General features: G+C 53.5%; 23 protein-coding genes. 3 read left to right on the plus strand and 20 right to left on the minus strand.

Annotated elements, in window-relative coordinates:
- Positions 1-8: 8 nt before the first annotated feature.
- Positions 9-1,751 (minus strand): aminodeoxychorismate synthase component I, encoded by a 1,743-nt coding sequence (gene pabB, locus YWK_RS19355; protein WP_035466636.1) that lies wholly within the window; start codon positions 1,749-1,751, stop codon positions 9-11.
- 373 nt (positions 1,752-2,124) lie between these two features.
- Between pabB and YWK_RS0109925 the strand changes: the two genes are divergently transcribed.
- Positions 2,125-3,033, plus strand: a complete 909-nt coding sequence (locus tag YWK_RS0109925) for an EamA family transporter (protein WP_245578589.1) — start codon at positions 2,125-2,127, stop codon at positions 3,031-3,033.
- A gap of 106 nt (positions 3,034-3,139) precedes the next feature.
- Here the strand turns inward: YWK_RS0109925 and YWK_RS0109930 are convergent, their stop codons facing one another.
- The 10 genes from YWK_RS0109930 to YWK_RS0109975 form a co-directional block, all read right to left on the minus strand.
- On the minus strand, positions 3,140-3,952 hold the full coding sequence (locus YWK_RS0109930; protein WP_169727167.1) for a ZIP family metal transporter: 813 nt from the start codon (positions 3,950-3,952) through the stop codon (positions 3,140-3,142).
- A 194-nt stretch (positions 3,953-4,146) separates the two neighbouring features.
- The gene (locus YWK_RS0109935; RefSeq protein WP_026964661.1) at positions 4,147-6,330 is read right to left on the minus strand and encodes a heavy metal translocating P-type ATPase; all 2,184 of its coding nucleotides are present in this window, start codon (positions 6,328-6,330) and stop codon (positions 4,147-4,149) included.
- A gap of 134 nt (positions 6,331-6,464) precedes the next feature.
- Positions 6,465-7,046: a methyltransferase family protein gene (locus YWK_RS19360; RefSeq protein WP_035466638.1), complete on the minus strand. Its 582-nt coding sequence runs from the start codon at positions 7,044-7,046 to the stop codon at positions 6,465-6,467.
- Between the two features lie 293 nt (positions 7,047-7,339).
- Entirely contained in the window at positions 7,340-9,172 is a 1,833-nt protein-coding gene (gene glmS / locus YWK_RS0109945) for a glutamine--fructose-6-phosphate transaminase (isomerizing) (protein WP_026964662.1), read from the minus strand.
- A 412-nt stretch (positions 9,173-9,584) separates the two neighbouring features.
- Positions 9,585-10,925 carry a phosphoglucosamine mutase gene (gene glmM / locus YWK_RS0109950; protein ID WP_026964663.1) on the minus strand — a complete coding sequence of 447 codons (1,341 nt, stop codon included), beginning with the start codon at positions 10,923-10,925 and terminating at the stop codon, positions 9,585-9,587.
- 98 nt (positions 10,926-11,023) lie between these two features.
- Positions 11,024-12,244 (minus strand): CdaR family protein, encoded by a 1,221-nt coding sequence (locus tag YWK_RS0109955; protein ID WP_026964664.1) that lies wholly within the window; start codon positions 12,242-12,244, stop codon positions 11,024-11,026.
- A gap of 1 nt (position 12,245) precedes the next feature.
- Positions 12,246-13,064, minus strand: a complete 819-nt coding sequence (gene cdaA, locus YWK_RS0109960) for a diadenylate cyclase CdaA (RefSeq protein ID WP_026964665.1) — start codon at positions 13,062-13,064, stop codon at positions 12,246-12,248.
- Between the two features lie 126 nt (positions 13,065-13,190).
- Complete coding sequence (locus YWK_RS0109965) at positions 13,191-13,856, minus strand: SGNH/GDSL hydrolase family protein (protein WP_026964666.1); 666 nt, start codon at positions 13,854-13,856, stop codon at positions 13,191-13,193.
- A 229-nt stretch (positions 13,857-14,085) separates the two neighbouring features.
- Complete coding sequence (rocF, locus tag YWK_RS0109970) at positions 14,086-14,985, minus strand: arginase (protein ID WP_026964667.1); 900 nt, start codon at positions 14,983-14,985, stop codon at positions 14,086-14,088.
- Between the two features lie 59 nt (positions 14,986-15,044).
- Positions 15,045-15,707, minus strand: coding sequence for a stage II sporulation protein M (locus tag YWK_RS0109975; protein ID WP_051375456.1), 663 nt, complete (start codon positions 15,705-15,707; stop codon positions 15,045-15,047).
- Positions 15,708-15,768: 61 nt separating this feature from the next.
- Between YWK_RS0109975 and pdaB the strand changes: the two genes are divergently transcribed.
- On the plus strand, positions 15,769-16,503 hold the full coding sequence (pdaB, locus tag YWK_RS0109980; protein ID WP_026964669.1) for a polysaccharide deacetylase family sporulation protein PdaB: 735 nt from the start codon (positions 15,769-15,771) through the stop codon (positions 16,501-16,503).
- 22 nt (positions 16,504-16,525) lie between these two features.
- Here pdaB and YWK_RS0109985 read toward each other — a convergent pair whose 3' ends face one another.
- On the minus strand, positions 16,526-17,143 hold the full coding sequence (locus YWK_RS0109985) for a KinB-signaling pathway activation protein (protein ID WP_026964670.1): 618 nt from the start codon (positions 17,141-17,143) through the stop codon (positions 16,526-16,528).
- 163 nt (positions 17,144-17,306) lie between these two features.
- On the opposite strand from YWK_RS0109985, the gene gerD reads away from it, so the two are divergent.
- Entirely contained in the window at positions 17,307-17,978 is a 672-nt protein-coding gene (gene gerD, locus YWK_RS0109990) for a spore germination lipoprotein GerD (RefSeq protein WP_051375458.1), read from the plus strand.
- 91 nt (positions 17,979-18,069) lie between these two features.
- On the opposite strand, the gene YWK_RS0109995 is transcribed toward gerD, so the two are convergent.
- The 8 genes from YWK_RS0109995 to YWK_RS0110030 form a co-directional block, all read right to left on the minus strand.
- Entirely contained in the window at positions 18,070-19,149 is a 1,080-nt protein-coding gene (locus YWK_RS0109995) for an Mrp/NBP35 family ATP-binding protein (RefSeq protein WP_026964672.1), read from the minus strand.
- An 87-nt stretch (positions 19,150-19,236) separates the two neighbouring features.
- Positions 19,237-19,722 carry a hypothetical protein gene (locus YWK_RS21010; RefSeq protein ID WP_051375459.1) on the minus strand — a complete coding sequence of 162 codons (486 nt, stop codon included), beginning with the start codon at positions 19,720-19,722 and terminating at the stop codon, positions 19,237-19,239.
- Positions 19,719-20,426 (minus strand): N-acetylmuramoyl-L-alanine amidase, encoded by a 708-nt coding sequence (locus YWK_RS19370; RefSeq protein ID WP_051375460.1) that lies wholly within the window; start codon positions 20,424-20,426, stop codon positions 19,719-19,721. Before YWK_RS19370 ends, YWK_RS21010 begins: the two co-directional genes overlap by 4 nt.
- 154 nt (positions 20,427-20,580) lie before the next feature.
- Positions 20,581-20,973, minus strand: a complete 393-nt coding sequence (gene rpsI / locus YWK_RS0110010; RefSeq protein ID WP_026964673.1) for a 30S ribosomal protein S9 — start codon at positions 20,971-20,973, stop codon at positions 20,581-20,583.
- An 18-nt stretch (positions 20,974-20,991) separates the two neighbouring features.
- Positions 20,992-21,432 (minus strand): 50S ribosomal protein L13, encoded by a 441-nt coding sequence (gene rplM / locus YWK_RS0110015; RefSeq protein WP_026964674.1) that lies wholly within the window; start codon positions 21,430-21,432, stop codon positions 20,992-20,994.
- A gap of 97 nt (positions 21,433-21,529) precedes the next feature.
- Positions 21,530-22,276: a tRNA pseudouridine(38-40) synthase TruA gene (gene truA / locus YWK_RS0110020; RefSeq protein ID WP_026964675.1), complete on the minus strand. Its 747-nt coding sequence runs from the start codon at positions 22,274-22,276 to the stop codon at positions 21,530-21,532.
- 51 nt (positions 22,277-22,327) lie between these two features.
- Entirely contained in the window at positions 22,328-22,690 is a 363-nt protein-coding gene (gene rplQ, locus YWK_RS0110025; RefSeq protein WP_026964676.1) for a 50S ribosomal protein L17, read from the minus strand.
- 49 nt (positions 22,691-22,739) lie between these two features.
- On the minus strand, positions 22,740-23,678 hold the full coding sequence (locus YWK_RS0110030; RefSeq protein ID WP_026964677.1) for a DNA-directed RNA polymerase subunit alpha: 939 nt from the start codon (positions 23,676-23,678) through the stop codon (positions 22,740-22,742).
- Positions 23,679-23,738 lie beyond the last annotated feature (60 nt).

Below are 23,738 nucleotides of genomic sequence, written 5' to 3' on the forward strand. Positions count from 1 at the left end.
TCCTTGTTCTAAGAACGTGGTCGGACATCCACCTCGACCCACGCGCGAACGCTGTTGATAAACCATATGCGACTGGCGCGTTGCAAGTCTTCCTTTCGTATGACGCGTTCCTGTATCACACCGGCTTCCATCAGGTGTTCCCGCAGCGTACCAGGGAGCAACCCGCAGGAGAGTGGCGGAGTCCAAAGTGCCCCTTCAAGTTCAACAACCACATTTCCTGATGTAAACTCCGTGCACTCACCTTTTTCGTTCCAGAGCAACACATCATAACTATCCGGCTTGCGGAATGATTCATAAACGGATCGATTCGTCGTTTTGTGAAACAGGAAAATGTCATTCGAATTGACGGGGCGGTCAGCCAACGAAGCGACTGGAATTCCGTCGTCGGCTGTCTGAATTTCGTTCACAGTCACCTCTATGTTGCTTCTTCCATGAACAACTAACCTGACCTTATAACGACCTACGTGATGGCTTTGAGCACACTTCGCAAGCGAAGCACGTATTTCGTCCATGTCGATGTCCATCGAAAAGTATTGTGCCGATTTCTGCAGTCGACTGAGGTGACGCTCCAACAAGTAGTAATCACCATTGTCCAGACGAAGCGTTTCTAACAGCCCAAATGTCGGACGTTGCACCTTTAAAAACATAGATTTTGCAACCACTTCGTCATATTCATGTTCCGCAGTAGAGTCCCAGGTAATCCCCCCGCCGACTCCGCATTCGGCGATTCCTGTCTCCGTGTCAATGACCACGGTCCGTATGGCAACGTTAAATATCGCTTGTCCTGCCGGCGTCATGATGCCCACGGCGCCGCAGTATACGTTTCTAGCACTCCCCTCCAACTCTGAGATGATGCGCATGGTACTCACTTTGGGAGCTCCAGTCACCGAACCGCAAGGGAACGAGCTAGAAAGCACATCCACCAAAGTGGTTCCCTCTTTCGTTTGACCGGTGACGGTTGAAGTCATCTGATAGACCGTCGGATATTTCTCTACATCGAACAGCGCCGGTACGCTGACACTGCCCGTCTCACAAATGCGCCCTAAGTCATTTCTCAACAAATCGACAATCATGAGATTTTCGGCTCGGTTTTTTTCCGAAGTCTGCAACCATGTTCTTAAGCGCTCGTCTTCTGCGACCCACTTGCCTCTTCTCACAGTCCCTTTCATCGGTTTGGTGGTAATTACGCCGTTCCCCCAATGAAAAAACAGTTCTGGAGAAACAGACAACACGCGAAACCGCCCTGTATTTATGTAAGCATTGTACCCGCCACCCTGCACCTTACGAATTCGGTGAAAGTAAGCCAAATCATCACCGTGAAACGAGGCGTTCATCCGGATGGTATAGTTGACTTGATACGTCACGCCGTCAGCAATATTGACACGAATCTGCTGAATTGCCGCATTGTACGTGTCCCGATGTACGGTCGGCTTCCAATCGGATACGTGAAACGCACCATGTACAGGCTCATCCAAATCACAGATTTCATCAAACAGGCCAAACCAGACCAATGGCATGTCATGAGTGGGCACGTGCACCCTGAGCGCAGGATCAAATGCCGGCGCTGCCTCGTATGCGATGTATCCAACCGCATACATCCCATGACGAACTGCACACTCTACGTTACGTATGGCATCAACCACTTCTTCGATTCTCGACGCGACGATGGTCTGACACGGAGCGCCGAACATTCCAGCGAGACGGTTTCCGTCAGGATCCGTAAAGTCAATCACGACCGTTGGATTTTTCATCGATTCATACTCCCACCATCTATCAACCAGTCCATTTGCGAAAAAGTCCCTGTTTTCGTGGAAATGTAAAGGTGGCGGCCTCTTAGCCCCGTTGGCATCACGGGCTTGGGCAATTTCAGCTCAGGAAAGGCGCACGCCACCACGAAAACAAGGGTACACGATATACGGTTGGATCACCAAATTGCAGCGTGGTGAGTCGGCTACGCCAAAATCCACGTGTAGCAGACGATTACAAAATGTTAAGATACCTAGTATGTATGTGTGCTGACACTCTAGAGTGATATTGCAAATCGCTCGCACTCAACTCCTCTTCAGAACTCAATGCGTTCTCTAATGATCATCACTTTAAGGGGGGACCGAACCATTGTCGGATGTGACCAAACCGATGCTTATGAACATAGGGAAAAGAGTCGTAGCCCCAACTGGTTTGAAAGTACGAGGTCTTCTTGGTTCAATCCCCCCAACTGGACTTGTCATGCTATCCGTAAGCTCAACCCAAATTGGTGCCGCGCTCGCAAAAGGTTTGTTTACTGCCTTAGGATCCACCGGTACTGTCTCTTTGCGCGTGGGATTTGCTGCTTTGATATTGTTTCTCATCTGGCGTCCTCGCGTCAGAGGTTACACACGAACTGCTTACATGAACTGCATACTATTTGGTCTTGCATTGGCAACGATGAATTTATGCTTCTATGCTGCTTTAGCACGCATACCTTTGGGGATAGCCGTCACACTTGAATTTGTGGGTCCTCTCGGTGTTGCCATCATGGGCTCACGACGTCTACTGGATGTGCTGTGGGTGATTTTGGCGGCAAGCGGCATTCTCTGCTTGGCACCTTGGACCGGAGCAACCTTCGATGGATTGGGTATGGTACTTGCACTGATGGCCGGGGTTTGCTGGGGAGCGTATATTATCTTGAGCTCTCGTGTGGGGCGGTCCATACCTGGTATCAGTGGGTTAGCATTGGCAATGGGCGTCGCTGCCCTCGTGCTTATTCCAATTGGTATAACGAGTGCCGGGGCGAAGTTAGTGGAACCCAAATTTCTTCTGATAGGGGTGGGTATTTCCCTGCTCTCTTCTGTCATTCCCTATTCTTTGGAGATTGAGGCGTTACGCAGATTGCCAACTCATGTATTCGGGTTACTCATGAGCACGGAACCTGCTGTCGCGGCCCTTGTCGGTTTTATCGTCCTTGGTGAAGCAGTCGAATTACGTTCAGTGATTGCCATTGTGCTGATTACGGTGGCGACCATAGGAACAATCAAAGGTAGCCGAACGACTTGACAATAGGTTCCTTTTCGGTGGTCAGAACCAAGTTGGTGTGAACAAGCGAACGATGGTGGGTCGGTGCATGTGAGTAGGCGTATCCCTGTTGGATACGCCCATTCTGTTATCCACCAGCCAAGCGTGAAAATTCATTGAGGATGAACATGACGATGACACCAATGAAGAACCAGTTTCGCGACAGTCTTGGGGAATCCACATCACGAATCGCAGGGATCAGTTCGGAAAAGGCAATGTACAACATGGCACCCGCAATGACACCACTGATGGCTCCTAATACACCCGGTGGTGCGGTATCAGCGAATAGGACACCGAGCATCGTTCCCAGCAATGTGCATAGAGCCGGAATCAGCAAGACCTTAGACACGGACTTCTTATCGTTTGAGAAAACAGAGATCAACGCCAATGCCCACAAAACGCCTTCGGGAAGTTTGTGCAAAATCATGGCCAAGGAGAATGCGAGCGTATTCCAACTCAACTCGTGAAACGACACTGCCACGGCAGCGCCTTCTAGAAACGTATGAAAGGATAGGGCGGCAGCCAGGACGACAGCACTGACCGGCGTGAATCGAAGCACACGGCCAAACGTACTGCCAGAGGCATCATCGCTTGAGACGTTGACACTCCTCATTTCCTTCGAAAACCAACCATCAGACAGTGAGTTGGCTGTCCATAACACCAGCGCCCCCAAGAACAGCCACCATGCTGTGTTATCTCCCATGGCCGACCATGCGTCAGGCATGAAATCCAGGCAAACTGCGGTGAAAAACGCCCCGGCGCCAAAAGCAAATACCCGAATGAGCTTGGATGATTGGTGAGCAGTGTCAGGGGCCTGATCACGAACGGCAATTCGTGCCCCCACTGCAATCGAAACAGCCGCTAGCATACCGACAATCAACGCTCCCCATTTTCCCAACATAGCGTATGCACTCATGACGCGGACTTCGGGGGCACGTCTGGTTTTGTAGTGGTACGACAAGGTTTTCGCTTCAGGGAATGGGGAATGCCACAGTACCATACATGCACGTTGCCCACACCATCACCTCCGTGATGTTTCCGTACGTCACAGTGTATGAATTCAGCGGCTTCGAATAGAAGTTTGTACATCCCCTGTTATAATCGCACTCGCTTGAGACGCAGTGCGTTGGTCACGACGAGAACAGAACTGAAAGCCATTGCCGCACCAGCCAGCATGGGGTTCAACAGACCACATGAAGCTGCGGGAATACCGACGACGTTATACGCAAGAGCCCAAAATAGACTTTGACGGATATTGCGGATGGTAGCACGAGAAAGCTTGATGGCGCGGACGACACCTTCCAAATCCGTTCCAATTAAGGCGACGTCCGCCGCCTCAACACTTACATCTGCACCTGTGCCGAGCGCGATGCCAACGTTTGCAGCGGCAAGGGATGGTGCATCATTCACTCCGTCTCCAACCATCACCACGTGGCGTCCATTATTTCGGAAATGTCGTACAATCTTCACTTTATCTTCTGGGGATACGTTGGCGTAAACCTCTCGAATCCCCACTTTCTGAGCCATTACATGTGCAGTGGTTTCATTGTCTCCCGTAAGGATCATGACCTGCATGCCTAATCGCTTGAGCTGTTTGACTGCATCAACGGAAGAGTCTTTGATGGGATCTGCAACCCCCATCATTCCAACGATTCGATGGTCTATGGCAATACCAACGACCGTGATTCCACGTTCCTCCCAAGCGATTCCCCTCGAATGCACGTGGTCCGTGGGAATGCCTTGGTCATCAAGAAACCGGAACGATCCGATGGTCACTTTGTGGGATTGGATGATGGCAGTAACACCGAAGCCGGGATAAGACGTCACGTGGTGTGCTTCGAAGAGGGATCGGTCTGGGCAAGCGTCCACAATCACTTTCGCGATAGGATGTTCTGAATGGATTTCAGCACTTGCCGCAAGAACGAGTAAGTCTGTCTTGGAGTGAATGTATGGATTCGGAATGACATGTACTTCCTGGACCTTCGGTTTACCCTGCGTAATGGTTCCAGTCTTGTCGAGTAGACATACACCTTTTCGCCCCAGCGTTTCGAGTGATTCTCCACCCTTAAAAAAGACCCCATACTCAGCCGCTTTTCCGGTTGCAACCAGAATTGCTGTAGGTGTTGCGAGCCCAAGTGGACAAGGGCACGCAGTGACCAAAACAGCGGTGGCATTCATGATAGCGGTATGCAGAGACGTGGTCATGCCCGGCAAAAGAGCAAAGTACCAAACCGTGAAGGTGACAAGTGCAACACCAAGCACTGCCGGTACAAAGAATGCACAGATGGTGTCCGCCAACCGTTGCACGGGGGCCTTTGACGTTTGTGCCTCCTCAACCAACTGAATGATGTGCCCTAAGGCAGTATCTCTTCCAACGCGGTCAATGCGTATTTTTAATGAGCCAGAGTGGTTGATGGTTGCACCGAAGACAGAGTCCCCAGGTTGCTTTGGCACAGGCAGGATTTCTCCCGTCAGCATGGACTCGTCCACATTCGATTCTCCCGACAATATCTGACCGTCCAGAGGTATTTTCTCCCCGGGTTTTACGAGAACAGTGTCCCCCACGGACAACTGTTCAACAAGGACGTCTTCCCATTTGCCTTGGTTCCATCGATGGGCGAACTTCACGTTCAAAGAGGCGAGTTTTTTCAATGCCTCCGATGTACGTGACTTCGCCTTCAGCTCGAGTACTTTTCCAAGGCGAACCAGCGTGATAATCACGGCGCTCGTCTCAAAGTACACGTGGGGGTTCCCGTTCAGCATCATGTACACGCCCATAAAATAGGCAGATGTGGTTCCGAGAGCCACCAAGACATCCATATTCGCCATTCTGTCTTTTATCGATTGAAGTGCACCCGCGTAGAAACTCCAACCCGCGATGAATTGAATTTGGCTTGCTAAGGCGAGTTGAACCCACAAGTTATTAAATACGTGTGGAGTTACATTGACCCCCATCATCTGCAACATGAGCAACAAGAACGGAATACATAACACCGCAGAAAACAAAAAGAGCTCCATCTGAGCTCGCATACCATCGGGGTCCGCCCCGCCTTTCTCTGAGACCGCTTGTCTTACCGAATATCCCATCTTTTCTATACGGCCCATAACAATCCCCAGATCCACTGTATGTGGCTCATAAACGATGGTTGCTCGTTCCAAAGCAAGATTAACGCTGGCGTCAATCACCCCGTCTTGGCGCTTGACTACTTTTTCGATGCGAGCGGCACAAGCGGCGCAATGCATGCCACCGACCTCGAGAGTCTCCACTAGTTTCCCCATTGCATGCACCCCCATGCTCGAGCCTGACGGACGAGAACGTTGTCCGTAATTACTCTATTGAACATGGAGGAGCTTTTATGCCAAGCCATCTGCAAGAGGGCTTGGCAGATTGAATTGCCGTGCATCAGGAACGTTCACGGAATCCTGATATTTATCCATTGAAGACCGGGTATCAATTGTGGTACACGTTTTTTGTATTGCACGTACTGATCACCAAAAGTTCTGGTCATCAACTGTTCTTCAATACGAATCCTGTTTAGGAAAACAAGCAGTATAGCGACAGAGACAAGAAAAAGCGAACCCTCCCCTGTCGAAAATGCAGAACCGAGCATCATGCCGAGAATTCCAGAATAAATGGGGTGCCTTGTAATGCGATAAGGCCCATCCGTCACTAATTTGTGATGTTCCTTTATTGCCGCGATGGACGCCCACATTTTCCCCAATTCCCAACGAGCCCACAAAGTAAATAGCGTGGATACAACTAACAACGCAGCCCCGCAAACCTGTAACCAGAACATGTGCGCCGTCATGAATGCCCAGTAACGATGGGGTACATAATGCATAATCAGCCAAGACACCACCGCAACAATGAGCCAATCGTAGCGGAAATGTTTTTGTAGTGTCGCAGGTGCTTTGTAAGCATTGTAGATAGCTCCAACAATCCATACCAAGATAAAGACACCCCAACATATCGAATTTAATGGGACGAGATTCATGTTCGTTTCCCTCCGAGCTCATCAAGGGATGCTTGTTGTGCGCTGAGTGATTTCGTCAGAGAATTCCATCAATAACAGTTGCACTGTCTTCAGTTTATAACTGATTGAGGGCACTGATTACAGCCTTCTTCGCATCATCCATACCACAATCGTACTCTCAGTGTGAAGACGAGTTTATGCATAACGTAACTATCCGACGACACAGACGTGAGAAAGCCTTTCCGCAAAAATGCCTCTGGTCCGAAAACCAGAGGCATTTTTGTAACAAACTTGATTTGTGGGTACCCGCGAAATCACTCCACCGTGACGCTCTTCGCCAAGTTGCGCGGTTTGTCAACGTCGTTCCCCCGCGCCACAGCGGCGTAGTACGCTAAGAGTTGCAGCGGTATCACTGTCACAATCGGAGAGAGCAGCGGCATGGTCCTCGGCAGATAGATAACTTCATCCACCGACTTCCGCAACGCTTCGTCTCCAACAAATGTCACACCCAAGACGAAGGCGTCGCGCGCCTTCACTTCTTTGATGTTGCTCAGCGTCTTCTCGTACAGGTCCGTCTGAGTGACCAGAGCAATCACAGGCACACCGTCAGTAATCAGGGCCAACGTTCCGTGCTTCAGTTCTCCGGCAGCATACGCTTCCGCGTGGATGTAGGAGATCTCTTTCAGCTTCAGCGCGCCCTCCATCGAGAGGAAGTAGTCCACGCCGCGACCGATAAAGAACGTGTCGTGTGCGTCCTTCCACTCTTCCGCGAACTTCTCAAGCTGCGGTGCCGCATCCAATACTTCTTCGGCAGCTTGAGGCAAATCGTGGAGGCCCGCTAAAATGTCACGAACTTGGTCTTCGCCAAGCAACCCGCGCTCTTGACCAAAGTAAACGGCCAACAGGTACAGCACGACGAGTTGCGTGGTGTACGCCTTCGTGGAAGCCACAGCGATTTCCGGACCAGCACGCGTAATCAACACATCGTCTGCCTCGCGAGCCACGGAGCTGCCAACCACGTTGGTGATGCCTAGTACCCGGCGACCGCGCGCTTTGGCGTCGCGTAACGCGGCCAATGTATCAGCTGTTTCGCCAGACTGGCTGATGACGATGATTAACGTGTTGTCGGTTTGGATGGGATCGCGATAGCGGTATTCTGACGCAATCTCCACATCGACGGGAATGCGCGCCAACTTCTCAATGACCGACTTCCCAACCAAGCCAGCATGCCAGGAGGTTCCGCAGGCGACGATATGAATCCTATCGATGGCTTTTACAAAGTCGCGGCTCCAGTTGACCTCTTCATCCAATACGACCCTAGACAGGTCAGACGCAATGCGGCCGGTCAACGTGTCGCGAATGGCCTTCGGCTGTTCGTGGATCTCCTTCAACATGAAGTGTGCATAGCCGCCGCGTTCAGCAGCGACCGCATCCCAGGTGACGTTGAGGACTTCTTTCGTCACCGGCTCGCCAGCAAGCGTATAGCATTCGACGGAGTCCTTGCGAACGACTGCCATCTCGCCATCGTCAAGGACGTACACTTTACGCGTATACTCGAGCACAGCAGGGATATCGGATGCAATGAAGTTCTCGCCTTCGCCGAGGCCGACAATCAGCGGGCTCGCTTTGCGCATCGCGATGATGGTGTCTGGTTCGTCCTTTGTCATGACGACGAGCGCGTAGGCGCCTGTAATGCGCTTGCCCACAGCCACCATGGTCGAAAGCAAATCGCCGTTGTACAGTTCCTCAATCAGGTGTGCCACGACTTCTGTATCTGTTTCAGACCTAAATTGATGACCTTTTGCTTGCAACTCCTCACGGAGTGAAAGGTAATTTTCGATGATCCCGTTGTGGATGATGGCAAATCGCCCGCTGCAGTCCTGATGGGGATGCGCGTTTTCATCCGAGGGGCGTCCGTGCGTCGCCCAGCGCGTGTGGCCGATGCCAAGGTGACCGCTGACTGGGTTCGCTTCAAGTTTCTTTTCCAAGTTGGTCAGTCGTCCAACCGACTTGACGACAGTCACTTTATCGTTATCGAGCGTAGCAATCCCAGCGGAGTCGTATCCGCGATACTCAAGTTTCGCCAAACCACCGATAACGACGTCTTTCACATTGCGGTTACCAATGTACCCTACAATACCGCACATATTGATATAGTTCCTCCTTATGACCTGCAAACTCCTGTTCCAGCAGTCACCCGCTGGGTTTCGAGTGTTGCTTGCGGCTCGGTCTCAAGCCGGGAGGCATCCGCCGAATGGTTCGCCAACCTCCTCCGCGTCAACTGAGGCCATGTGCATAGCCATCAGTCCAGGCGCTTTTGCATGCCTGCGGCGTGGTTAGATTCACCGCTGCATGGTTCGACAATGTTTCCTATCTTCCTCACTTTGATCCGATCTCTCGCGATGGTCACGATGTGCGTTCCTCGTGTCCCTCCGCGCCCGCATCCCTCCTTTCAAGCCGCAACAGCCAAACAAGACAAAGACAAAGGCAAAGCCGGGCTACATAGCACTCTATTCACTGTAGCCCTGCTGTGTCAATCCTTTGTGCACTTCGTCCATCTCAGGCGCCGAGTTCCTCGCGCACCACTTTCACAATCTGCGACACGCACTTCTCCAACAACCGTTCATCCGGCCCTTCGACCATCACGCGAATGATAGGTTCCGTTCCCGATTCGCGCACGAGCACGCGTCCATTGTTGCCCAGCAGTTCCTCGCCTGCTCTGAGTGCTTGTTGAATCTTCTCGTTGTCTCTCCAAGCGTGCTTGTCTCGCACGCGGACATTCTCCAAAATCTGCGGATAACGTTTCATCACTTGCCGCAACTCTGCCAGCGACTTGCGGCTTTCGACAAGGATGTCCACCAGTTGAATGGCCGTCAGGATGCCGTCTCCCGTCGTGGTGTGGTTGAGGAAGATGATGTGCCCGGACTGCTCCCCGCCAAGGACGAAGTCTCCTTTGCGCATGGCTTCCATCACGTATCTATCCCCAACCGCGGTCGTTTCTACGCGAATATCGAGCTCCTCCATCGCCTTCATAAAACCGAGGTTACTCATCACCGTCGCGACGACCGTGTTGTTCTTCAACAAGCCCTTTTCGCTGAGCGCCTTCGCGCAGATAGCCATGATGAAATCCCCGTCGACCACTTGTCCAGTGCTATCGACAGCAATCAAGCGGTCTGCGTCACCGTCAAACGCCAGCCCTAGGTCGGCCTCGTAATTCAGCACGGCACGCTGTACAACGTGAGGATGGGTCGATCCGCACCCGACATTGATATTGACGCCGTCCGGTTGGGCGTTCAACACAGTGACCTTCGCGCCCAGCTTCTCGAAGACTTCCGGAGCAATCCCGGAGGCCGCGCCGTTGGCGCAGTCGAGGACGATGTGCAAGCCGTCAAAGCGGTGCTTCACCGTGCTGAGCAAAAACTTTACATATGTACCGACAGCTGGTGCGTCGTAGATGCGGCCCACTGCGGCCCCGATAGGACGAGGCAGGGTATCCTCCGAATCGGCCACGATTTTCTCGATTTCATCTTCCATGTCGTCGAGCAATTTGAAGCCGTCGGCGCCGAAGAACTTGATGCCATTGTCCTCCACAGGATTGTGCGACGCGGAAATCATGACGCCTGCGTCTGCATGCAAGTGTCTCGTCAGGTATGCAACACCTGGCGTGGAAATGACGCCAAGCCGCAACACATCTACGCCCATCGACAGGATTCCACTAATCAATGCGGCCTCCAGCATGTCACTGGAGATACGCGTATCCTTTCCGATGGCAATGCGAGAGCCAGATCTGTCTTTCGTCAGGACATAGGCACCAACGCGGCCAAGACGAAAGGCCAGCTCTGGAGTCAATTCTGTATTTGCTACGCCACGGACACCGTCCGTTCCAAACATACGAGCCACGTCATTCTACTCCCTTCGAGTCACAACTCATTGTGCCACAGGTCGAAGTATCCGGCAATCTGTCTTTTCCGACAGCTTGGTCATTCCCGATTTGCTAACTACGGATTGGTATTTGCACCACTGACAGTAATCTCAGCCGTGTGTGAAGACATGTCTGTGACCTGAACCCAGTTCGGGATGGAAACGCTGAGTGGCGCGCTCGTGTCACTGTTGCTTAAATGAGCGCCATCGATGTACACAGTCACATCCGATGGTTGTAGCCTGTCCACCACCGACTTGGGCCCGGACACCGTGACGTCAACAGATTTCGGATTGGAAATCGAGACTTTGGTATTGCCGGACAAGTTATGGATGGCAATCGGCAGCCCGGTAAAAGCTTTCGTCTCCGCCGGCTCAATTTTGACGGTCACAGAAACTGTATTTGGCGTGACCCTCGATATTCCCGCATGCTGTGGCACTTTCACTTGCAGGGTATGGGTGGATGTAAACCCGTTCACATTCACAGGGAGATTGAGCGCCAGCAGGTTGGACGTGACACTCGGCGTCCCCTGTAGCTGGACACTCTGCGGCTGCACCGCTACATCCGAGATGGCAAACCCAGTGGCAGGTTTTCCGATAATCTCCGGTACTACGCTGGCTGTCGCCTGCGGCGATTGAACTGGAATGGTGACGTTGACATCCACCGGATTCACGTCAACCCCGGGCACTTCGTTTCCTTGACTGTCCACAGGCTCCAACGTGACGGCCTTCGTCACCGTCTGCGTGGCTGCCTGAATCGACACGGAGGCTTGCACATAAGCGACTCTGTCCAAATCCGCCTCCACACCGGTGACGCCCACCGTTTGCACGTCAGTGATAGGGGCTCCCGTGTGATATCCATTCGCTGGCTGCCCCTGGACATTCACTTTCACGTCTTTGGACACGGTCATCTTTCGGTCGAGCACCACTGTGACTGTAGGGGGAACTATCGTGTAATTGACCGGCGGCATGCCCGTGGCTATCAATCGTACCTGATGCGTCCCTGGGGACAAGCCACGCGCATCCGCCTGCACAGCCACACCCAACATTTGCGCGGGCAAAGTGGCGACGCTGAGTCCGCTCCCCTGCACTTCCACGACGGCTGTCGGACTGTCGATGCGAGTGACGACGAGGTTGGGATCTACCAAAACGTGCACAGGAAACGAATACGGGTACCTCTGCGTGGCTGCCACGCCCGTTCCCGTGTCATTGCCTTGTGTGCTGACTGTAACCCAGATAATGCAACTCAACACCAATGCGATAATCCGCAATACCCAATTGTTCTTTAGGAATCTGTCCACCTTACGACTCCGCCTTTCGGTTGAGGAAGTGTAAGCGGCCAGACCGCTTGGGGACGAGCAGCGACTGCAGCATCTCGTAGAGGGTATTCTCTTCCAGGCCGACGTTCAGCACGCCATCTACCGCGAGCGAGACGCGGCCCGTTTCCTCGGAAACGACGACAGCCACGCAGTCTGACTGTTCCGTGACGCCCAGCGCGGCGCGGTGGCGCGTCCCCAACTTCTTGTCCAAATTTCGGTTCTCCGTGAGTGGCAAGAAACAGCCGGCGGACACGACCCGGTTTCTGCGGACGATGACAGCACCGTCGTGCAGCGGTGTGTTCGGAATAAAGGTGTTGATGAGCAACTCCGAGCTGATGATCCCTTCGATGAGTGTCCCCGTCTCGATATACTCCGTCAATCCGGTGGATCTCTCAATGATGATGAGCGCCCCGATTTTCATCTTCGCGAGCACTTGAGAAGCTTTTACCACTTCAACAATGGTCTGATGCAAGTCCTCGGTGTTCGCGTTTCCGAACGCCAATGAGAAAAAACCGCCGCGCCCCAGTTGCTCCAATGCTCGCCGCAGTTCAGGTTGAAACACCACCGGAATAGCGAACAGACCGATGGTGATGATTTTGTTTAACAACCAGTTCAGCTCGTCCAAATGCAGCACGCTGCTGATGGCGGTCGCTGTCAGAATGACGATGACGCCCTTCAACAATTGCACGGCGCGCGTACCGCGAATGAGCAGCAACAGCCGATAAAGGACAAACGTGACGATGAGGATGTCAATGAGGTTCAGTATGGTGAAATGCCGAATTACGTTCATCCAGGATTCCATGTCGCCGCCACCCACGCGTAGTTGCAATGAATTCCTTCTCATTTTTTCTTACATCGGAAACTTCGTCAAGTGGCACAGGACAGGCACTCCTGTGCGTCCACATGCGGTCGTGGCGCCCCCTCAGTCCTACGCCTTCTGTTTGGATCTGCGGGCTTTCGCCACCGCCCGACGATATGCACTCAGAAACGACCTGGCAATGGCTTGATGGCCAGCGTCGTTGGGATGAATCGGGTTGCCAATCAGCCGCATGTCCCGGAGCACGCCTTGTTTGTACCCCTTGATGTACTTGTCTTCCTGGTTGCGAAAGAGACTCCGCACGTCCGCCACAGCCAGGTTGTGCTGTTCTGCTACTCTGAGAATCGATTTATTTACTGTGTCCATATATTCTTCTGCCAACACGGAATTCGGAAACGGATTATAAATGGTGCCGATGACAACCGTGGCTCCCGGTTGTCGAACCGTCTCGACCATTTGCTCCAGATGATCTTGCACCCGTTGGGCGATTTTGAACACGGTTTTGTCACTCCCGTTCAACAACCAAGGAGAAGCTTTCAAAATGTCGTTACCCCCAACCATAATGGTCACCACTTTGGCTTCCGCCCAGATGCACTCCTGTACTTGCGACAACGACTTGAGCAACTGTTTCGACGTCCATCCGGGCTTTGCGTTCAAGAACACATTGACAGGCTGCCTTTTGGACAACGCCTTGGCAAAGCGTCGTACATACCCCGCTTGGTCGGTGGTTGCCTCATATCCATACGTAATGGAGTCCCCCAGTGCCGCGTACAGCAAACCCCTTCCTCCCTTTGCGCGTATGTGCGATGTGCTGTCCATTCCCCTGACAGCGCGAGTTCACGAAAGGCCTGCAACAGCAACGTATGCAGCAAAGGTGGATGGGGTACCACTCCAGATCCATACAAGAAGGCCCCTTACCAGCTGGGGCACAAGAGGCTGGCAAAGGACCTTCCGAGACTATCGTCTTTTGAAGAACGGGCGTGCGAAAGCGGATTCAAACACGCGCTTACAGCACCGTCTTCCCGAACAGCGATTCCACCAACTCGACAGCCATTTTACCGGTACGGTTTTGGTGATCCAGAATGGGGTTCACTTCCACCACGTCGACGGACAGAAGCTTGCCCGATGCCGCCAGGAGTTCCATGGCGAGATGTCCTTCGCGATAGGTCACGCCGCCGTTGACCGGCGTTCCGACCCCCGGGGCGTACATCGGATCGAGCGCATCGAGATCAAGGCTCAGGTGGATGCCCGCGGTTCCTTCGCTGGCAATCGCAATCGCTTCTTCCATCACGCGCGCCATGCCCATCCTGTCAATCTCAGCCATGGTGTACGCCTTGATTCCCGAGGCCTTGATGAGCTCCGCTTCGCCTTCATCGATGTCGCGGATCCCTACAAGCACCACGTTCGACGCCTTGACTTTGGGAGCAAACCCGGCCAAATTGACGAGATCCGGGTGTCCGTAGCCCAGGCTAGCCGCCAAGGGCATGCCGTGGATGTTACCCGAAGGCGTGGTCTTGTCCGTGTTCATGTCGCCGTGCGCGTCAAACCAAATCACACCAAAGGAAGGTTGTGCAGACGCAATGCCTGCGACCGACCCAATCGAAATGCTGTGATCACCACCGAGAATGATGGGCGTATGCCCCTCTTTGACGACGTTGCTCACGACGTCGTGCAAGGACTGGCACACCGTTTTCACTTCGTCCAGATATTTCAGTTTTTCATCTTTCAGGCGAAGCATCTCGGACATCGGAACAGGGACGTTCCCCAAATCCTCCACATCATATCCGAGTGCCTCCAGTTTTTCCTTCAGTCCAGCGTAGCGAATGGCACTCGCACCCATGTCGACACCGCGACGACCTTGTCCAAGGTCGGACGGTGCGCCAATGATTTTCAAGTTTCGCACGATGATTCACACTCCTTCAGCTGTTCAATAAATCGTCCGCGTGCGTATGTAGGACCGGCTTGTCACCGTAAAGAGGACGGTGACAAACCCCATTGTATCAGTTTTGGCGTAATGAAACTCTCGATGCCTGCAGCAAGGAACAACATTCCCACGATAATCGGTGCATGCCGCAGCACCCTGCGAAACTGATCCGAGAGATGCGTCCGCCCCCTGAGCGTCTCGGCTCCGCCGGTGCCTAGGCCGCGGAGAAATTGTCCCATCCCGTACAGTAAACTGAATCCAATTTGCACACCCAGCGCACTCGCCCAAATCAATGCGGGCAATTCCAGAAGCCCGTGCGGCAACAAAGCGTATGAGAACAACTTCCAGTCGGGTACGTGCAGCCGATGCGCTCCTAATACCGTCACGTAACCCATCAGGACGCCGTTGTACCACAACGTAATCACGGGGATGACGCCGAACAGGAAGCCTGTGACCAGAAACGTCCCAGCCGCGATGATGTTGTGTACAAAGATCAGCCCCCAAGTGCGTATGGGTGAAGCTCCTGCCCCTGCTGCGAGTTGCCGCAGTTGTTCCAGTGCAGGCTGTGCAAGGTGCGCATAGCGGCCTGGAGAAGTCACGGCGCTGGCAAACCCAATCAGCAAAACTGCTGTGGTCAATAACACAAACCACGGAAGTGCGTCCATTCTCTTGACATCGTTCAGCGTTCCTCTTCCCTTCCTCATCTGAATATCTAGAATCACCTCCGCGCACACTTTCCAGAGACATATGAAAGGAGGCGCTGAAATGAGGACAAGACGATGTACTTCCATCATCATGTCCATCCTCACGATGTTCATGACGGTGCTTTGTAGTGCAGGGAGTCCAGCCTCGGTGGGAGCCGCTGTGAAAAAACCTTCCGCAATTTACAAGGTGGACACCCAGCAAAAGGTTGTGGCGCTCACTTTCGACATCTCGTGGGGTAACAAAGTCCCTGAGCCGGTCCTTGACATTCTCGAGAAGAAGAAAGTGAACAAAGCCACGTTCTTTCTCAGTGGCCCGTGGACACTACGCCATCAGGAGATTGTGAAACGCATCCACAAGATGGGGTTTGAGATTGGCAGCCACGGGCACCTGCACAAGGATTTCTCCAATTACTCCAACGCGTGGATTATCGAGCAGGTACGGCTGTCTGAAAAAGCCATTCACCAGGTCGCTGGGGTCCGAACGAAACTCATTCGTACACCCAACGGCGACTTCGACACGCGCGTGGTCAAGTGCCTGAACGATATGGGCTATACCGTAATTCAGTGGAATACGGACTCCCTCGACTGGAAAAACCCCGGTGTCGCGGCCATCACGAATCGAGTGCTGAATCGCACCGTACCCGGTGACATCATTCTGATGCACGCCAGCGATTCATCGAAGCAAATCACACAAGCGCTGCCCCAAATCATTGACGGTCTACGCGCCAAAGGCTACCGCTTTGCAACGGTCTCCGAGTTGCTCGCTCAAGCGGAAGTGAAAACGCAAGTTCAGTAAGCCATGGAATGCCAACAGGCCGTCACAGGGACGGCTTGTTGGCCGCTTTCACCTGCATTTGGTTTCCAGGTGTCAGAAGTTTCCCGTAAATCAACGTAATGTACAAGTTGCACACCGTCATCACAATGAGAATCTGATTCACCAGCGGCCCCGACTGCGCCCAACCGTACTGCAACCAAATAAACGGCAGCGAGTCAATGACAGTGAACACATAGAGGAAGAATAGAGCAGGTAAGAAACTTGCGGAACCGGACATGCGCCGCTTCAGATAAGCTCCGATGACAGCGGCCACGAGCGGCCAGAAACCTTGGAAGAAATAAGTGCGAAACGCGGCGTGTTCCGCATGCACCGTGGCATTCAAATGATAGCGCCACCATAACATGTCGTAAATGGCCATCAGCAAAAAGACAACTTGTGCCCACCGCCAGACCCGTCTCGGTAGCGTGACGCGCGCGACGAAGTTGAGCGTCAGATACGCCCAGAATCCCATCAGGCTGGTGGTCGAGAAAAAAGCGCCTGACACGAGCCCGGCGTACCAAGGCAAGTGCATCCAAAGCCCCAAGATGCTCGTCACAACGCCCGCAAGTGCACCGACCATCACAGTGCTGGCGAGTAAAAAAATGAACTGATTCAGTCTCATTCGCGCTTCCGCCTCCCGACGCTCCCATCATACCGTACAGCGTCGCGACTGTACAAACAGTGAGAACAAACTGGAAAATCAAAAGTGAACTGGCGGCGGAATAACACCGGCGTGCGAGACGCATACTCTCGGTGTGGAATCGTTCGCGAAACGAGGTGTAGCCATGAGCCTGGTACGTCGGTGGTGGCCGCCGTTGCTGGTTGCACTGCTGCTGGCTGGATGCGGGCAGGGTGGTGGTATGGGTGCGGACGTGAGTGGCGCCCAAAATCAGCAGGATTACGGCCAGACGAAACAGATGGTCGTTGACATTTTACACTCCCCGGACGGCAAAAAGGCCGTCGCAGATATTTTGCAAGACCCAACAATGAAGCAACAAATCGTCGTGTCAGAAACCGACATCACGAAGGCTGTGGAACACGCCTTACAAAACAACAAGAATCAGTCATTTCTCACGCAGGCGGCAAAAGACCCGAAGTTCGCAGCAGCCTTGGCAAAAGCTGTGCAGCCCAATTTGATTCAACTGCAAAAGCAGTTAATAAAGGACCCACAATACCAGGGTGACATGATGGTATTGTTGAAGTCACCGGAATTCACCCAACATCTGCAGGAGCTCTTGCAAACGCCTCAATTTCGCAGCCACGTGATGAAAATCATGACGGATGCGCTGCAAACGCCAAGCTTCCGCATGCAATTTCAGGATGCCTTGAAACAGGCCGTTTCTGAATCCATGCCTCAAGCCGGAGGTGGAGGAGGAGATGGAGGGCAGTCCAAAAAAGGCCGCGGTCAGGGTGGTGGCGACCAAGGGCAGTCCGATGGCGGCGGTGGCGGGAGTTAGTCGTCGCCTCCGCACAGCACGTGCACCCCATACTGTAAAGACGGCCACTCCAGGATTGACCTGCAGTGGCCGTCTTTCGTTGACACAAAGCTTACTGTTTTACAACCGCTTTCAAGTTCGTTCGCAGCATTACGCTCTTTGCCAAAGCAGCGTATGCCTCACCTTGCGGTGTATCCGGTGCAAACAGCGAGCTGGCGGAGTTGTTCTCCATGCTGGCAATCGGAATCTGTGCAAGAACCTGCGTACGCAGTGCGCGCGCCACCTCGTCGCCACCACCTTTTCCAAACAAGAACGACTTTTCGCCGCAACCTGGGCACTGGTAGTAGGACATGTTTTCCACCACACCGACAATTTCATGGTTTGTCCGAACTCCCATGATGCCCGCGCGAACCGCTACTTCGGCGGCGTTCGCCTGGGGAGTGGTTACAATCAATTCCTTGCTCTTCGGCAACAACTGGTGAACGTCCATCGCGACATCGCCCGTACCCGGTGGAAGGTCCAGCAGCATCACGTCAACGTCTCCCCAATGCACCTCGCCGAAGAAGTTGCGCAACATCTTACCCAACATCGGTCCGCGCCACACCACAGGGTTGTTTTCCGGCACGAAGAAGTGCATGGAGATGAGTTTTACTCCCTCTACTTCAATCGGGATGATGAGGTCATCAATGACAGTCGGTCGTTTTTGCTTGATACCAAAAATAGACGGTATGCTAAAGCCATAGATATCCGCATCAATGATGCCAACGCGCAATCCTTCGCGAGCCAGAGCAACCGCCAGATTTGCTGTCACTGTCGACTTCCCGACGCCCCCTTTGCCGGACGCAACCGCGAGAAACAACGTGTTGTTATCTACTTCGAGGAGCGGCGGCTTGCTTTGCGGTTCAGCTCGACCGCGCAGTTTCTGCGCAAACTTGGCCCGTTCTTCGTCTGTCATCGTGTGAATCGTGAGATCCACGTCGGTGACGCCTGGAAGGCGAGATAGAACTTCTCTCACCGACTTCTCAATGGTGGTCCGAAGGGGACAGTTTGAAATGGTCACAGCGACTGTCACGTGGACCTTTGAGCCTTCCACCTTGACGTCTTTCACCATTTCCAATTCAACGATGCTTTTATGAATCTCGGGATCTTCGACATCCCAGAGTGCTTCCATGACCTGATCCTTGGTTATCATGAATCTGCCCTCCCAGCAAGCAATCACGCACCATCATTCAGTGTACCGCATTCCAGGAATGTACACAAACAGCCTAGCAGTCGTCCATTATTCGCCTTCGGATACCTTCACACTTACATATTCCTCGTGTCCGTCAGCCTGCCAGATGACACCGAACATGTTGGTCTGTGCTGAGGCAGGGCCGACAAACCACAATGACTGCTTGGCGGGAAGTGTATACGGGGGGGAGGCCAGTGGTCGCCGGCTTTCGATGTCGCTCGGCAGCTGTTCTCCGATGTACAGGATGGGAAGCAAACTTGCACTCCAACTGAAGATATTGATCCTCTGCAGCGCTACCGTATCATTATTCTTCAGTTGGTACAGGGGCTCACCAGCCCATGTTCGTCCCGTATCGTACACATGAAGGTTCTTGGTGATTGCGGTACCGTTGACACTCATTGTCGGAACCGAGGATGCACCCCGAATGCTCAGCACCGCCTGCCAGCTCAACAAGGAGAGTATAATGGCCAAAGTGGCCAGTGCGAAAAGTCGTCGCCTGGCCAGCTTGCGCTTGTGAGGCGAAAATCCCTTCATGAGGCGTCCTCATCTGGGGGAGCTGTTGCTTGTTGAAAGTAGTCCAACAGAGAGAGGTATATTGCAAAAGCAATCCTTTGCTGATACTTTTCCGTGTGCAACGCGCTCGCTTCTTCTGGATTCGATAGAAACCCGACCTCCGCCAGCACTGTCGGCCCTGGGATCCGCCGAAGAAGGTACAGAGTGTCCATATCATCCGCTTCACGCTTCGTCGGAAGCAGCAGCTCCTTGAAGCGTATCTGCATCATCTTTGCCAACTGCTCACCATCCGGATTGTCTTTCATGAAAATAGTATGGGCACCGCGCCACAATGGCGATGGTGAAGCATTGCAGTGGACGCTCACGAACGCATCCGGCGCTTTAGACTTCGCGAAGCGAGTTCGGTTTCGTAAGTCCGACTGATGTCGGCGTCCCATCGCTTGATCCAGGTCACTTGCCAAGTCGTCGTCGCTCCTTCGCGTCATGTAGACGGTGGCACCCGCCTGTTGGAGCAGTACTTGTAACTTCTTCGCGATGGCCAGGGTCACGACTTTTTCCGGCCTTCCGTCCGCCGTCTCTGCTCCGCCGTCGGGCCCGCCGTGTCCGGCGTCAATGACAATGGTCTTGTGGGCTAATCCAAATTCGTCAGCCTGAGCAGATGTGGGCACGAATACGAACAACAGGATGAACGCTGCGACAGCAGCCAAAGACGTTCGCGCAAACAAGGGAAGTCACCTCGATTTCCGAATTCGGTGATTGTCCCCATACAGTGTATGCAATGACACCGAGGTCATGTATACATGCCAGCGATTTGCAAAATCTCGGGTCATAAAAAAAAGATGCCGACAAGAATGTCGACATCCGGTCGTAAATCTGAACTTAACGCTTCGAAAACTGGGGCGCACGACGTGCAGCCTTTAAGCCGTACTTCTTCCGTTCCTTCATGCGCGCGTCCCGCGTCAGGAAGCCCGCTTTTTTCAGGGTACCGCGCAATTCGGGGTCAACCTTCAACAGTGCGCGGGCAATGCCGTGCCGAATGGCACCTGCTTGACCTGCAATACCGCCGCCGTATACGTTTGCGTAGACGTCGTAACGGTTCAGCGTTTCCGTCAAAAGCAGAGGCTGCTTCACAATCAATCGCAGCGTTTCCAATCCGAAGTAGTCGTTCATATCACGGCGATTGATGATAATCTTGCCATCGCCGGGCACCAGCCGGACGCGAGCTACGGAATGCTTACGACGGCCTGTGCCAAGATACGCCAATTGTGCCATGGCAGAGTCCCTCCTCCGTTAGTTGCTCGCAGATTCCCACGGAATCGGCTGCTGGGCTTGATGTGGGTGTTCCGGACCGGCGTACAGCTTCAACTTGGTCAGTTGTTGGCGACCCAGTGAGTTGTGTGGGAGCATACCCTTCACAGCCTGGTACAGTACCCTTTCCGGATGCGTCTTCAACAAATCAACCGCACGCACTTCCTTCAACCCACCGGGGTATCCAGAGTGGCGACGGTAAATCTTCTTGTATAACTTCTGGCCGCTGAACACTACCTTTTCCACGTTCACCACGACGACAAAGTCGCCTGTATCTACGTGAGGCGTGAACTCCGGCTTATGCTTTCCGCGTAAAATGGATGCGATTTCGCTCGCGAGACGGCCAACGCGCTTACCCGCTGCGTCAATCACATACCACTTGCGTTCCACGGCGTTTGGCTTTGCCATGTACGTCGTTCGCATGGGAGTCCCTCCTGATTTCACGTTCTTCATCACTGTTTGTAACGGGGTGCAGTGAGAAAAACACTAGCGAGTATTGTATTACACTCCGACTCTCTGGTCAAGTATCCGACGCTTTGTACTGGACTTCCCAGAGTGTCAAGCCTTTGGCCGGGGCGGTCCGTCCCGCGAGGGTTCTGTCCCTAGCCTGCAAGATATCGCGGATATCTCGCTTCAGATGGCCCTGTCCGATATCGACCAACGTGCCTACGATGATACGTACCATGTACTGCAAAAAACCGTTCCCAGTACAGTAGATATCAAGATACGTATCGCGCTCACGCAACGTAATATCGTAAATCGTGCGGCGTTTATCCTCGACTGGCGTTGCTGCAGCACAAAAACTGGTAAAGTCGTGCGTGCCAATCAAACACTGCGCGGCTTCACGCATGAGCTCTGTGTCGAGCGGCTGTGGTTGATGCCAGCAATATCGGTTGGTAAAGATATCTTCCACCGCTGCCCGCTGAATCGTATACCGATAGGTCTTCCTTTCAACGGAAAAGCGCGCGTGAAACGCGTCGGGTACTTCGCAGGCCGCAATGGGTACGATGTCCGACGGCAGCGCGCGGCGCAACAAATACGGATAGCGCGACGCGGGAGGTCCCTTCTCCTGCGTCCAGTGCACCACTTGTCCACGAGCGTGTACGCCTGCATCCGTGCGCCCGGACCCGAAAACTTCCACGGGCTGTTTGAGGATCCGCTGCAGCGTCTGTTCCAACGTGCCCTGCACGGTCCGAAGCCCGCGTTGGCGGGCAAACCCGTGGAAGTCGGTTCCGTCATAAGCGATGGTCAGTTTAATCTTCATCATGCCAGGTCACCGCCAGTGTTGAAGAATGACAACAACACACGGCGCTCGCCATCACACGAGTTCGATAATCACCATGGGTGCTGCGTCGCCGCGGCGCGGTCCAACCTTGACCGTACGCGTGTAACCACCATTGCGGTCCTTAAACCGCGGAGCGATTTCGGAGAACAGTTTCTGAACCACGTCCTGATTCGACTCGTCACTGACGAGCTCGGCGCGGACAAACGCAGCCACTTGACGGCGTGCGTGCAAGTCTCCCCGCTTTGCCAGCGTGATCAGTTTGTCAGCAATCTTGCGCAGTTCTTTCGCTTTTGCTTCCGTGGTCTGAATGCGCTCGTACAGAAACAAATCTGTAACGAGGCTACGGAACAGCGCCTTACGTGCGCTGGATGTACGTCCGAGTTTACGGTATGGCATTGCTCAGTCTCCCTCCCCTGCGGTCCATGTCATGCCATATGTTTGTCGGTCAGTCCTCCTGTCGCAACGACAGGCCTAAACCGCTCAGCTTCTCTACGACTTCCTCGAGCGACTTCCGTCCGAGGTTCCGGACTTTCATCATTTCTTCTTCGGTCTTCGCGCAAAGTTCGCCGACCGTGTTGATGCCAGCTCGCTTCAGACAGTTGTATGAACGCACAGACAGGTCGAGTTCTTCAATCGGCATGTCGAGCGTCTTGTCGGACGCCGTCTCCTCTTTCTCAACCATGATGTCTGCGTCCTTACCTTGTTCCGTCAAGCCGACAAACAGAAACAGGTGCTCTGTGAGAATCTTGGCACCCAAACTCACCGCTTCTTCGGGTGCAATACTGCCATCGGTCCATACTTCGAGGGTGAGCTTATCGTAGTCCGTGACTTGACCGACACGCGTGTTCTCCACAGAGAAGTTGACGCGGATAATCGGAGAGTAGATGGAGTCGACGGGGATGACGCCAATCTCCAGATCTCCCGTTTTATTGCGATCCGCGGGTACGTATCCACGCCCGCGACCCGCCACCAACTCCGCGTACAACCGGGCGCCTTCCGACAGCGTTGCGATGTGAAGATCCGGGTTCACAATGTCGACGTCGGAATCCGCACGAATGTCGGCGGCCGTGACGGTTCCGCCGCCCTCCGCGTCGATGACAAGAATCTTGTCCTCGTCGGAGTGTATTCTCAGCGAGAGCCGTTTGAGATTGAGGATGATTTCTGTCGTGTCCTCTTTCACGCCAGGAATGGTGGAGAACTCATGCAAGACACCTTCAATCTTCACCGAGCGCACAGCGGCACCAGGGATGGAGGACAGCAGAATTCTCCGGAGGGAGTTCCCAATGGTCGTGCCGTAGCCGCGCTCCAGTGGCTCCACCACAAACTTTCCATACCTGTCGGTAGACTCGACAACCTCAATCTTCGGCTTCTCAATTTCGATCATCCGTAACCCTCCTCGCTTCGCGGGGCACGGTGTATTTGGTAGTCACCCTACCAAACCCGT

The sequence above is a fragment of the Alicyclobacillus pomorum DSM 14955 genome, from assembly GCF_000472905.1.
Lineage (GTDB): Bacteria > Bacillota > Bacilli > Alicyclobacillales > Alicyclobacillaceae > Alicyclobacillus_A > Alicyclobacillus_A pomorum.